The following is a 13,334-nucleotide window of genomic DNA, read 5'->3' as shown; positions in this document are numbered from 1 at the left end:
TTACTTTACTTACGTTTACCTTTACCTTACCTTACCTTACCCTTACCTAACTAACTAACGTAACGTAAACGTAACGTTATTATTATTATCTATCACGTTTTTTTGCTATCATTTATGCCTGTGAAACCATTTTTTTCATACCATTCTGTCGCCTTCTCTACTTCACCAATCGTTAATTGATGCCCTCTATTTTCCCAATGCATTGTTACATTAGCATTTGCATTTTCTAATAGCATCTTCAATTCCTCTGACTCAGAAGATGAACAAATTGGATCATTTGTTCCAGCAGCAATAAACACTGCTTTCTCTACTAAATTAGGAAGTTCTATCCCTCTTCTTGGGACCATTGGATGATGAAGAATAGCACCTTTTAATGCATTTTCATAATGGAATAATAAACTCGCTGCAATATTTGCTCCATTTGAATACCCAACAGCTACGATATTATCTCTATCAAATTCATATGTTTTTGCTGCTTCATTTAAAAATTCATTTAATTCCTTCGTACGGAAAACAAGATCCTCTTCATCAAAAATACCTTCTGCTAATCGGCGGAAGAAACGAGGCATCCCATTTTCTAATACATTTCCACGAACGCTTAATACAGAAGCTTTTGGATCAATTCTTTCTGCAAGCGGTAATAGATCTAATTCATTTCCTCCTGTGCCATGAAGCAATAACAATACTGGTTTTGATGTATCTTTTCCTTTTTGAAAAACATGTTTCATCATATTCCTTTTCCCCTTTCAATCACTTTAGTCTAGATTTCTCACTTCAAATGGTAAGAGTGTCTGTTCAATTTGTTTTCTATGTTGTTCATATCGGTCCGGTAACTTTAACTCCTCACCCATCGTCTCTAAAGATTCGTCATGGGCAAAACCAGGAGGGTCTGTTGCAATTTCAAATAAGATTTCGCCGTGTTCTCTAAAATAAATTGCATTAAAATAATTTCGATCTTGTACAGGGGTTACACCATATCCAAAGCGAGACACATGCTCTTTCCAGTCTAGTTGATCGGTATCGTCACTCGCTCTCCAAGCAATATGATGAACTGTACCAACACCCATCTGACCACGTCCGATTGTTGATAACCTCAAGTCGATAACATTTCCAATGTCAGCAGAAGAACGGAATCGAACAAATTCACCTTCTTCTCCAATTTTCTCAAGACCCATAACATGCTCTAACAATTCAGCTGTTTTTTGAGGTTGTGCAGATAAAAGGACAGCACCGCCAAATCCTTTAATTGCTACTTCTGGCGTAACTTCTCCAAAACTCCACGTATTTAATTCGCCCGCTTCTCTTTCTACTAATTCTATATGCAAACCATGTGGATCATCAAATTCCAAATACTTTTCTCCAAAGCGAGTCATTTTTGTATACGAAATATTGAACTTCTCCAATCTCTTTTCCCAAAATCCCATAGCGCCTTTAGGTACAACGTAAGAAGTTATCCCTACTTGACCATCTCCAATAACACCTTGCTGAGCACCTGCCCATGGGAAAAATGTAATAATAGTTCCTGGTGTTCCTCCGTCATTCCCAAAGTAAAGGTGATACGTGCCTGGGTCATCAAAATTCACTGTTTGTTTTACTAAACGTAATCCTAATACACCTGCATAAAAATCTACATTTTCTTGTGGATGACCTACGATTGCTGTAATGTGATGAATTCCCATTGTTTTCTTTTCCATTTCCTCAGCTCCTTTTTAATCCCTTATAAAAATTGTTATACGTTAAAATTCATTATTCATTTTGTCCATAGCGCAAAGTAAAATCCATCATAATAAATTTATCTCGAATTCGAGATATTAACCCAAAAAAACTACCAAGTCGGTGCTTACGGAACTAAATTTATTTTGAATTCGAGATGTTTCCCAAAAAATATATATGTTATTTCAAATTATAGAACATCTTTACTATTTATATAACGCTCAAAATTTATCTTTGATTCGAGATTTATTATATGTTAATTGTTTTTTATTGTCAATAAGTTCCTTATTTAATTATTGTTCTCTTTGATTAACTTTATGATCGAAGAAAAGGTCATACAAACGTATGACCTTTAACGCATATATTTTATCTCCTATTTACTATAGGGAACAATTCCGACAGTGGAACGATTCTTCCCCTTTCATCTTTAAACACAATATGCTCTCTCGTTAAATGACGCGGACTCTTCACTCCCGCTGCTGCCGCTAATGAAAACAAACTATATCTCATACTAATAACATAGTTCATTACTCGCCATTTCTTCTCATACGGATCTAATGCTTTTTGGTAGTGTGGATTCGTAGTTGCAACCCCAGATGGACATTGTCCTGAATTACATTGAAGTGCCATAATACAACCACTCGCCATCATAAATCCGCGTGCTGAATTTACAGCATCTGCACCAATAGCTAAAGCAATCGCCACTTTATCTGGTGTGATTAACTTCCCGGAGGCAAACACCTTTAGTTTATCCCTGACACCAAAATGATTTGCCGTATCAATAAATGTAAGTAATGCCGGTATAAGCGGAAGCCCCATACTATCTGCCATCGATTTATATGTTGCACCTGATCCACCTTCTGAACCGTCGATTGTAATAAAATCTGGATAGATGTTTAATTCTTTCATTGTTTCTAATAAATCTTCCAAAGGCTCCTGTTGACCAATTACAATTTTCATCCCGATTGGTTTACCGCCATTTTCTTGCAAATCTTGAATAAAATATAAAGCCTCTGCAGCACTACTAATAAATGAAAAACGATTTGGCGAATTAATCGTTTCTCCTTCTCGCACTTTCCGAACAGAAGCAATTTTCTCATTTACCTTCTGTCCTTCTAAATGCCCACCACGTATTTTTGCTCCTTGCCCAAATTTCAATTCAAACGCTTTAATATTACTTTCTTTCGCTTTTTCAATAAATTCCTTCATCGAAAAATTACCGTCCTCATCACGGTATCCGAATAACCCCGGGCCAATTTGTGCAATGATATTCGCACCTGTATGTAAATGTTCTGGAATTACACCCCCTTCTCCAGTATTAATCCATGATCCACCTGCCATTTTCGCACCAAAACCGCTCGCTAAAATATAATTTTCTCCAATCGCACCGTAAGATGTCGCTGATGCTCCAAACATTCCATGTAGCTTCCACGGATATTTTCGGTTTTCACCGACTATAATTGCATCGTCTTCTTCATACAGCCAAAGATTTGTTGTATCCGCTGTCAATTTTTCTCTTCTTGAAAATAAACCTTCTTTATGAATCACATACTTTTTACCTTCTCGCTCTTGCAATAGATTCACACTTAATTCCTCAGTTAATATCGGAAACAATGTATTAGCAATATAATAGCCAGAAGCTTCAAAATCTCGTTTCGATCCAAAACCAAGTATTTCAGAGCGATATTTCGCTAAAAACATAACACTTTGAAAATCATAACGTGAAAAAGGCTTTCCATCCGTATCGTGATCAAACCAATATTGCCGAAATTCAGGCCCTATCTTTTCAAGTAAATAGCGCATTCTCCCTAAGTATGGATGCAGTTTTAATATCGAATGATGCGTCCGTTTTTTTACAAAAAATGTAATGATAAAAAAGATGATTAAAAGTAACATCAAAAAGAGCAATATACTAATAATAACGAGTAGCGTTTCACTCATTCCGCTTCCTCCTATGAAATTCCATAATAAAAGGAGAACACTCGATGTGTTCTCCTTTTATCTTTATTCACACTAATGTTACAAGATGCTCTTTCGCGTCATATTCAACTAAACTTTCAGCACGTTTAATGCGATGAACAAAGTCTGGATTAGCAATTAACGGTCTTCCGAATGCTGCTACATCAATTGTTCCTTCTTGCAGTGCTTCTTCTGCCTCGTTCGGATTCAAATTACCTACTCCAACTATAGTACCATCCCAATATTTTCTTACTAGTTGATGAAAATTCTTTCCGTCAGCAATCACTTGCGTATAATTCATCGTTGAAGGATGGATCATCGTTAACCCAGCTTCTTTAAACATATTTACGAACGTTTCAATCGCAAGTTCAGGATTTTCCCACATATAAGTAGGGTTATCACCTTTAAAGGCAGAGAAGCGAAGAAGTGTTTTATCAGCTCCAACTGCTTCAATTACAGCCTGAACAACTTCTTTCATAAACGTTAATCTTTGCTTTAAATCACCGCCGTATTTATCAGTTCGCTTATTCGCAAGTTCATAAGTAAATTGATCAATTAAATATCCGTGTGCACCGTGAATTTCTACACCATCAAATCCAGCTTCTATCGCATTCTTCGCAGCTTGTGCATATTGACCAATTACTTTCTTTATTTCTTCTATTGTCATTTCTTCTGGTGTATCAAACGGTTTACGAAAACGTGGAACATTCCCTTCTGCAGCAATAGCTGACGGTGCTTGCGGCAATTGACCACCAATTATTTCATGGTGACTCATGCGTCCAACATGCCATATTTGAGCAATAATCGTTCCACCTTCTTTATGTACTGCCTCCGTAACCGGTTTCCAAGAATTGATCTGTTCTTGTGTATAAATCCCTGGTACTCCTGGGTTTCCTTTTGCTCTCGGACTAATAACAATTCCTTCTGTAATAATTAATCCAATCCCATCCTCGGCACGTTTTCGGTAATACTCTACTACGTCAGTGCCAACTACTCCAGTTTCATTGTCTGCAAAACATCTCGTCATCGGTGCCATTGCAATACGATTACGAAGAGACCAAGATCCAATTTGAATCGAATCAAACAACTTCGTCTTTTCAATATTTTCAAAAGATCCCCAAGCATTTATATTTGTTCCTTCATAAATACTTGCCGCTTTATTATTTGAACTTGTCATTTTTCTTCCCCCTAAAAAAATCTTACTATAATCGCATCATACTTACTTTTAGATAGTAACGTCAATTTATACGCTTTTACCATAAAACATTCGAATATCAAAAAAATAGAATGATATAAATAAAATTAAAAAAGGTTTCCTAAGCAGGAAACCTTTTTTAGTTGACCATATATAGCTAACAATTCATTTATCTCTTTTATATAAAGAATATAAACTATTATTATCTCTTCACATATAAAAAAATTACTTAACAATAGAAGTGAGAGTGGTTCAGTATTCTTCTAAAAATAATAACTTATATATACCTAAAACAATGAAAGCCCTACCTCTCTTTCATCCTTACGGCTCCTCGTCCGTGCCAGTGTGAATCAGGATTGCAAAAATCAAGTAACTATTTTATCGAAGTATTTAATGAAACTTCGAACATTCGTAAAAGAATTTAAAAAATAAAAATGGATTTGATTGTAGTAGTAACAAAAGAGGTTAATGCTCTAAAAGTGGTTTGAAAGAGTTGAATGTCTTTGAAATGATTGATTCTCTATAATTATATTCCCAAAAAATTCAAGATCTTTTTTGGGATGTCATACATTATCTACAATGAATCTTAACAAAAGCTTTTTATTTGATTTTCTGTGATACCTTCAATTAATCCCAGTTCACTAATCAAAAATTCATGTGCGTTATCTAACATTTTCTTTTCGCTTGCATTAAGTGCTTTTTCTTTCTGCATACGTAATAAATCACGTACAACTTCAGCACCTTCTTGTATTTTACCCGTTTTTATTTTATCAGTGTTCAATTTATACCTTTGTTTCCACGTAAGTAATCTATCTGATTCTCCATGTTGAAAAACATCTATTATGTGTGTTAATGCCTTTAGGGTTGTAACTGGTCGTATATTTGAATTCAATATTTTCCCCATAGGAATCATTACTTCCATATTACTAGCCGACATTTTTATAACATAATACTGTTGTTTTTCCCCTGAAATTTCCTTTTCTTCTATGGCTTTAATTATACCTGCTCCGTGCATTGGATAAACAATGTTATCGCCAATTTGAAACAAATAATCCACCTCCATATATGGTAACCTTCTCAAGCATAACACACATTTATTTTTTTAGCAAAATTTTTATAATATCACAAAATTATTTTCCATGTCAATTTATTCACACATAAAAATTCAATCTGTACAGAAACACTAAAGAACCCGCATTTTTGTTACCTTTTCCTCCAATTTTATATACCTTGTAAAACAAAAAATACATCACTACATATAAGTAGCGATGTATTTTTATATAATGTGCAACATGAAAGACAAAAACGGTTACTTCAAAACTTCACACACATAATTCTTCGCTTATATACTAACCTGTTTACTAATCGTTTCTCGTGCTAACAGAAAACTCATAATCACTTGCGCAGCTACTCTACTCGTCATATCCCTAAAATCAAGAGTTGGATCAATTTCTACTATATCCATCCCTTGAACGAGCGGTTCTTTACCAAGGAATTCAATTGCATCAAGTAAAGTTGTACTATCCATTCCTCCAGGACCGATTGCTGGACAACCTGGCGCAAACGCTTGGTCCAGTACGTCCATATCAAGAGAAATATAAATAGAAGTCACACCTTGTTTTCTTAATACTTCAATACTTTCTGAAATAAGATCTTTTATTTCTCGCTCTCTTACATCTTTCATTGTATACACTGTCACGCCACGCTCTTTTGCATATTCATGGTACGTACGTGCATTAGAAAAATTACGAATTCCGATTTGAACGAGTTGTTTTCCTGTAATGACATCATTTTCTAGTAAACTACGGAACGGTGTACCATTTGATGGACCACCATCATCTAAATTACGTAAATCATGATGGGCATCAAATTGAATAATACCGACCTTTCCTTTACTATTTGCAAAACCTGTTATACTCGGAAAACTAATCGAGTGGTCACCACCAAGAACGATCGGTATCATTTTCGGATTTACTTTCGTCAAGTGACCAACTGTTTTCGCAATTCGGTTATGACTTTCTTTTATATCTGTCACATGCATCGTAATATCACCGCAATCATGAAGAACACTTTCTTTCATATCGTGTTCTTCTGTAATTGCGTACGTGCTATATGCATCTAACATCGCACGAATTGTTTTCGGTGCAAAACATGCCCCTGAATGACTAATAGATGGTTTAGAAAGGGGTGCACCAATTAAGGCTGCACCGAATATTTCTACGCCTTCCTCCCAATCTTTAATCATCTCACTCCATTTCGTTACTTCACGATCAATAAATTTTGCATTTTTCTTTAAATAGTGGCCGTGCTCCACGATTGTTCACCTCTTGTATATGCGATATTACCGTTCTTCCACACTGTATTTACATGACTTACGCCGTAATGATACGGTACGTAAGCATAATTGTAAGCATCCCATAAAACTAAATCTGCCTTACGACCAACTCTAATTTTCCCAGCTACATCACCACGATTAATTGCATAAGAAGAGTTAACTGTTACGGCATTCCAGACTTCTTCTGGTGTCATTTTCAGTTTCAACATCGCAATGCTCATAATAAGCTGAATGTTTTCAGTTGGACAGCTACCTGGGTTAAAGTCTGTAGCTAAAGCAACCGCTACACCTTCATCAATCATTTTGCGTCCACGTGCAAAACTTTCTTTATTTAAGTAGAAAGTCGTTCCTGGTAATAAAGTCGCTACTGTATTAGAGTTTGCAAGCATTTCAATTCCTTTATCAGAAGCGCCAACTAAATGGTCCGCTGATGCTGCACCAATTTCAGCTGCTGCTTCCGCACCACCAAGAGGGTCGATTTCATCTGCATGGATTTTCACGTCAAAGCCAAGCTCTTTCGCTTGTAATAAAAATTCTTTTGATTCCTCTACAGAGAACACACCTGTTTCGCAGAAAATATCGACGAATTCAGCTAATTGCTTCTCTTTCATTTCTGGCAGTAAGTCTAACATCCATTGTAAAAATTCTTTTGATCTACCTTTATACTCTTTCGGAACTGCATGAGCACCTAAAAATGTGGAAACTAAATCGATTGGATGCTCTTTTTGCAATTGTGCAGCTGCCTCTAATTGTTTCCATTCCGTCTCATCATCTAATCCGTAACCACTCTTAGCTTCTACAGTTGTCACACCAAAAGATAGCATACGGTCTAAATGGAATTTCGCTTTTTGAACAAGTTCTTCTTTCGACGCCTGTTTCGTTGCATTTACAGTTGAAAGAATACCTCCGCCTTGTTCTAAAATTTCTAAATACGGAACTCCTTGTAATTTTAGTGCGATTTCATTTTCACGAGATCCACCAAATACAAGGTGAGTATGCGGGTCAACAAGACCAGGAGAAACCATTTTCCCACCGCAATCAATAACTTCTTTCGCTTGTAATCCTTTAGCTTCTTCCGCCGTTCCAACGAAAGTAATCACGCCGTTTTCAATTCCAACCGCACCATTTTCGATAACAGGAAGCGTGTTCATCGCTTCCCGTCTTAACAAGCCATCTTCTTGATCCATTGTTAGTAATTGACCGATATTTATTAGTAAAGTGTCCAGCATGTTTTCTCCTCCTTATTTCATCATCGGAATGTTAACGCCTTTTTCTTTCGCAGTTTGAACCGCTAAGTCATATCCTGCATCAACGTGACGAACAACACCCATACCAGGGTCAGAAGTTAATACGCGCTCAATACGTTTTGCTGCCGCTTCTGTTCCATCTGCAACGATAACCATTCCAGCGTGAAGTGAATAACCCATACCAACGCCACCACCGTGGTGAACAGATACCCAGCTCGCACCGTTTACACTGTTAATTAATGCATTTAAAATTGGCCAGTCTGCTACTGCATCACTGCCGTCTTTCATCGATTCTGTCTCACGGTTTGGAGATGCTACTGATCCGCAATCTAAATGGTCACGACCGATAACGATTGGTGCTGATAATTCACCATTCGCCACCATTTCATTAATGATGCGACCAAATTTCGCGCGCTCACCGTAACCAAGCCAACAAATACGTGATGGAAGACCTTGGAACTCAACTTGCTGACGAGCCATACGAATCCAGTTACATAAATGCTCATTATCAGCAAACTCACGTAAAATTACTTCATCAGTTTTATAAATATCTTCTGGATCACCAGAAAGCGCTACCCAGCGGAATGGTCCTTTTCCTTCACAGAATAACGGACGGATAAATGCTGGAACGAATCCTGGGAAATCGAATGCATTTTTCAAACCTTCATCAAAAGCAACTTGGCGAATGTTATTTCCGTAATCAAATGTAATCGCGCCTTTTTCTTGCATAGCAAGCATTGCTTCCACATGTTTTTTCATACTTTCTTTTGATAATTGTACGTAACGTTCTGGATCTTCTTCACGAAGTTTCGCTGCTTCTTCTAACGTGTAACCTACTGGAATATAACCGTTTAATGGATCATGAGCAGATGTTTGATCCGTAACTAAATCTGGCGTAATATTACGCTTCACTAGTTCTGGTAAAATCTCCGCTGCATTTCCTAACAATCCGATTGAAATCGGTTCTTTCTTCTCTTTATACTCGTTCGCAATAGTTAATGCTTCTTCTAAAGACTCTGTATACAGATCACAATATCTCTTTTCAATACGACGATCGATGCTGCGCTTATCAACATCAATAGCAATTACAACACCGCCGTTCATCGTTACAGCAAGAGGTTGTGCACCGCCCATACCACCTAAACCAGCAGTAAGTGTTACTGTACCTTTTAATGATCCATCGAAATGTTGACGTGCCGCTTCACCAAATGTTTCATATGTTCCTTGTAAAATCCCTTGTGTTCCAATGTAAATCCAGCTACCAGCTGTCATTTGGCCGTACATCATAAGACCTTTTTTCTCTAGTTCACGGAAGTGATCCCAGTTCGCCCACTTTGGTACTAAGTTTGAGTTCGCTAACAGAACGCGAGGTGCATCTTCATGTGATTTGAAAATTGCAACTGGTTTTCCTGATTGAACAAGTAACGTTTCATCGCTCTCTAACGTTTTTAATGAATCAACAATTGCATTGTAGCTTTCCCAGTTACGAGCTGCACGGCCAATTCCACCATATACAACTAATTCTTCTGGTTTTTCAGCAACTTCAGGATCTAAATTGTTCATTAACATACGAAGTGCAGCTTCTTGAACCCATCCTTTCGTCTGTAACTCAGTGCCCCTTGGCGCGCGAATTGTTTGTTGTACTTTTTCCATTTCAATCTCTCCCTTTTCTCGTTTTATAGTGCTGCGTTTACATCTAATCTTTCTTTTATCGAATAATTCGTTTTTAACCAATGTGTAATATTTTCAATATCCGTTGAGAATATGCGGTCATTTGTAATAGAAGGTACTTGTTGACGACCTTGATGGTAGAAGCTCTTCGTCACTGTACTCATATTTTCGATTCCTCGATACTCCGCTGCTTGCATCGCACAAATCATCTCGATCGCAAGAACGCGTCTTGCATTTTGAATAATTTGATGTGCGTGACGTGAAGCGATTGTTCCCATACTCACGTGATCTTCTTGGTTAGCTGACGACGGAATTGAATCTACACTCGCCGGATGTGCTAACGTTTTATTTTCTGAAACGAGTGAAGCTGCTGCATATTGCATAATCATTGCACCAGACTGAAGTCCTGGCTCTGGACTTAAAAATGGTGGTAGGTCATTTAATTGCGGATTTACTAAGCGTTCAATACGACGCTCTGAAATATTTGCAAGTTCTGCCATTCCAACTTTCAAGAAGTCCATCGCAAATGCAATCGGTTGTCCGTGGAAGTTACCACCTGAAATTACTTTTTCCCCGCCATCAAAAATAAGTGGGTTATCTGTCGCTGCATTCATTTCAATTTCTAATTTTTCTTTCACGTAATTTAAAACTTGCCAAGAAGCACCGTGTACTTGTGGGATACAACGAAGTGAATATGCATCCTGTACACGAAGTTCTCCTTGTTTTGTCACTAACTTACTATCTTGAAGGATGTCACGAATTCTGCTCGCTACTTCCACTTGCTCTTTATAACCGCGTGCTTTATGCACATTTTCATCAAATGCATCAATAATGCCTTGTAATCCCTCAATTGTCATAGAGGCAATTAATTCAGCTTGATAAGCCGTTGCTTCTGCTTCTATATAAGATAGTACTCCTTGCGCTGTCATCGCCTGCGTGCCATTAATTAATGCAAGACCTTCTTTTGCTTCAAGTTCAATCGGCTCAAGTCCCTCTTCTGTAAGAGCAACCATCGCATGAACTCTTTTCCCTTTATAGAACACTTCACCTTCACCTAATAAAACAAGAGCAAGATGAGATAGAGGTGCTAAATCGCCACTCGCACCAAGTGAACCTTGTTGCGGAACGACTGGGTGAATTTTACGATTTACAAACTCAAGAAGCATATTTACAACAAGCGGTCTAACACCAGATACTCCTTTAAGCATCGTGTTCGCTCGTAAAATTAACATACCGCGTGATACTTCTTCAGGAAATGGATCGCCTATCCCGCATGCATGTGATTGAATTAAGTTGTGCTGAAGTGCCTTTACATCATCTTTTTGAATAAGCACATCACTAAACTTTCCAAAACCAGTTGTAATACCGTAAACGACTTTTCCGTCCTCTACAATTTTCTCGACAACTTCGCGGCACTCTGCCACCTTTTGCATACTAGTTGGGCAAGCTGTTACACCTTCACCTTCAAGTAACAACCTCTTCATTTCTTCAACTGTCAATGTGTGTCCTGTTAGCGTAATCATTCTTTTTCCTCCTTATAAAGGCAAAAGGGGACCTTATCTTTTTAAGACAGACTTCTGTCCTAAAAAAGTAAGGCCCCCTTCTAACTAATAGACTATGGGCAAATCATATGTGATTAATTCCTAAACCAATCGCCTCATGCTCAGATCCTTTTACAGGTGCACCAATCGTTCCATAAAGTGCTACAGCAACCCATTCGCCTTCTTTTTTTCCGTCGTATGGTGTACCGCGCACAATCGCAAAGCGAAGTCCTACTGTACGAAGAACGTCTGCTAACTGAATTTGACCTCTCGTCACTCCGTACAAAGCTTCCATGATTGCATGATAAAGTGCATGTGTTTCTCTGTAAACGTCTGTTTCAATAACTCGGTTGCTCTTAGCCGCTGTTTCCATTGCTGCTACAACTTTTTGCGAATTCATCGAACCAACTTTCCCAGTACAATATTTCCAACCTTTCGGAATAGATAATACAGGGCTTTCATTCTCATCCGCAAGTGCCAACAGCATGGCCATACGACCAATTCGATGTGTTCCTTGAAGAAGCATGTGACTCTCTCATTTCTTTTGAATTATTTGAATATTACTTAATTTAAGAATATATGAAAACGGTTAAATCGTCAATAGTTTAAAATCATATTCAAACAATTTTTTATTCCTCTCTAGTTTGTGTACACAAATTATTTACACAATTTTTTCAGGCGTGCTATAGTCTCACTAACAGATGCAAAGGAGTGAAATTTCAGTGGCGAAGCGAAAAGATATTCATTTTCGAATTGAAGAAAATTACTTGAAAGATTTGAAACAGCACTCCATTACGAAGGTTTAAATAAAACAGACGTATTAACACATGCGATCCAGCAATTTTGCATAAAGGTAGAATGTGAAAAAATGAATGATGTAAAACGCCAATACAGCGTAAGCAACCATTTACAAACACGTATCGATACGCATAAACATTTCGAAGAGAAACGAGTGAATGTAGATAAAGTCGTCATTGAACATTTACAACTTCAAGGGGAAGAAAAAATATTAGAGGTCGGGTGCGCTAACGGAAAATTCCTTTCCCTTTTACAAACGAACGGTCATAAAGGAGATCTAACCGGTTTTGATCAATCGGAAACTATGCTTTCTGAAGCTACAAAAAAGAATAATATAATCGAATGGAAACTGGGTGATGCTAGTAAACTTCCTTTCGAAGCTAATTGTTATGATTGGGTAATCGCAAGGCATATGTTATACCACATGAAAGATGTAGAAAAAACAATTCAAGGATTCCATAAAGTAATTCGTCCCGGTGGCTCACTTTTAGCTACAACAAATTCTAAAGTTTCAATGCCTCGTATAGTTGAAATGTGTAACAGCATGCTAGACGCATTTGACTTACCAAAAACATCACCAGCAGTAGTTCCATTTTGTTTAGAAAATGGTAAAGAGATACTACAATCTGTTTTTTCAACTGTTGAAGAAACAATTATTCATAATGCACTCATTTTCCATCATGCCTCTCCAATTATAAACTATATTTCTAGCATGTTTCCATCGCTGAATATACCTGATAATATGTATCTTCATGCTGAAATGAAGGAGTGGCTGAAAAAAGAAATAGAAAATGAATTAACTCTTCATGACGGTATTTGGAGTGATCCAAAAACGTTAGCAATTTATCGATGTAAAAAGGAAAAAAGCTAGCAAA

The 13,334-nt window shown here is 37.3% G+C and carries 10 protein-coding genes and 1 pseudogene; 1 reads left to right on the top strand and 10 read right to left on the bottom strand.

Going from position 1 to position 13,334, the window contains the following annotated elements; translation table 11 throughout:
- Positions 1–92 precede the first annotated feature (92 nt).
- The 10 genes from CDB3_RS06260 to hutP form a co-directional block, all read right to left on the bottom strand.
- Complete coding sequence (locus CDB3_RS06260; RefSeq protein WP_128853791.1) at positions 93–728, bottom strand: alpha/beta hydrolase; 636 nt, start codon at positions 726–728, stop codon at positions 93–95.
- Positions 729–755: 27 nt separating this feature from the next.
- Complete coding sequence (locus CDB3_RS06255) at positions 756–1,694, bottom strand: ring-cleaving dioxygenase (RefSeq protein ID WP_128853790.1); 939 nt, start codon at positions 1,692–1,694, stop codon at positions 756–758.
- 385 nt (positions 1,695–2,079) lie between these two features.
- The gene (locus CDB3_RS06250; protein ID WP_128853789.1) at positions 2,080–3,654 is read right to left on the bottom strand and encodes an FMN-binding glutamate synthase family protein; all 1,575 of its coding nucleotides are present in this window, start codon (positions 3,652–3,654) and stop codon (positions 2,080–2,082) included.
- 67 nt (positions 3,655–3,721) lie between these two features.
- Positions 3,722–4,849 (bottom strand): alkene reductase, encoded by a 1,128-nt coding sequence (locus CDB3_RS06245; protein ID WP_128853788.1) that lies wholly within the window; start codon positions 4,847–4,849, stop codon positions 3,722–3,724.
- 604 nt (positions 4,850–5,453) lie between these two features.
- Entirely contained in the window at positions 5,454–5,915 is a 462-nt protein-coding gene (locus CDB3_RS06240; RefSeq protein WP_000486322.1) for a CarD family transcriptional regulator, read from the bottom strand.
- A gap of 294 nt (positions 5,916–6,209) precedes the next feature.
- Positions 6,210–7,181, bottom strand: a complete 972-nt coding sequence (hutG, locus tag CDB3_RS06235; protein WP_128853787.1) for a formimidoylglutamase — start codon at positions 7,179–7,181, stop codon at positions 6,210–6,212.
- Positions 7,160–8,431, bottom strand: coding sequence for an imidazolonepropionase (gene hutI, locus CDB3_RS06230; protein WP_128853786.1), 1,272 nt, complete (start codon positions 8,429–8,431; stop codon positions 7,160–7,162). The genes hutG and hutI overlap by 22 nt, the downstream gene beginning before the upstream one ends.
- A gap of 12 nt (positions 8,432–8,443) precedes the next feature.
- A complete protein-coding gene (gene hutU, locus CDB3_RS06225; protein WP_128853785.1) occupies positions 8,444–10,102 on the bottom strand; it encodes a urocanate hydratase in 1,659 nt (552 codons plus the stop codon).
- Between the two features lie 23 nt (positions 10,103–10,125).
- Complete coding sequence (gene hutH / locus CDB3_RS06220) at positions 10,126–11,643, bottom strand: histidine ammonia-lyase (protein WP_016130081.1); 1,518 nt, start codon at positions 11,641–11,643, stop codon at positions 10,126–10,128.
- 103 nt (positions 11,644–11,746) lie between these two features.
- Positions 11,747–12,187, bottom strand: coding sequence for a histidine utilization transcription antiterminator HutP (gene hutP / locus CDB3_RS06215; RefSeq protein ID WP_000926519.1), 441 nt, complete (start codon positions 12,185–12,187; stop codon positions 11,747–11,749).
- Between the two features lie 175 nt (positions 12,188–12,362).
- On the opposite strand from hutP, the pseudogene CDB3_RS06210 reads away from it, so the two are divergent.
- Positions 12,363–13,330: pseudogene (locus CDB3_RS06210) on the top strand (class I SAM-dependent methyltransferase).
- Positions 13,331–13,334 lie beyond the last annotated feature (4 nt).

This window comes from Bacillus sp. CDB3 (assembly GCF_002081505.1).
Taxonomy (GTDB): Bacteria; Bacillota; Bacilli; order Bacillales; family Bacillaceae_G; genus Bacillus_A; species Bacillus_A cereus_AT.
Note: the sequence above shows the minus strand (reverse complement) of the source record. Positions and strands in the feature narration are given on the sequence as shown.

Coding starts and splice junctions, on each gene's coding strand:
- CDB3_RS06260 (WP_128853791.1), bottom strand. CDS start 728: ATGAAACATGTTTTTCAAAAAGGAAAAGATACATCAAAACCAGTATTG.
- CDB3_RS06255 (WP_128853790.1), bottom strand. CDS start 1,694: ATGGAAAAGAAAACAATGGGAATTCATCACATTACAGCAATCGTAGGT.
- CDB3_RS06250 (WP_128853789.1), bottom strand. CDS start 3,654: ATGAGTGAAACGCTACTCGTTATTATTAGTATATTGCTCTTTTTGATG.
- CDB3_RS06245 (WP_128853788.1), bottom strand. CDS start 4,849: ATGACAAGTTCAAATAATAAAGCGGCAAGTATTTATGAAGGAACAAAT.
- hutI (WP_128853786.1), bottom strand. CDS start 8,431: ATGCTGGACACTTTACTAATAAATATCGGTCAATTACTAACAATGGAT.
- hutU (WP_128853785.1), bottom strand. CDS start 10,102: ATGGAAAAAGTACAACAAACAATTCGCGCGCCAAGGGGCACTGAGTTA.
- hutH (WP_016130081.1), bottom strand. CDS start 11,643: ATGATTACGCTAACAGGACACACATTGACAGTTGAAGAAATGAAGAGG.
- hutP (WP_000926519.1), bottom strand. CDS start 12,187: ATGCTTCTTCAAGGAACACATCGAATTGGTCGTATGGCCATGCTGTTG.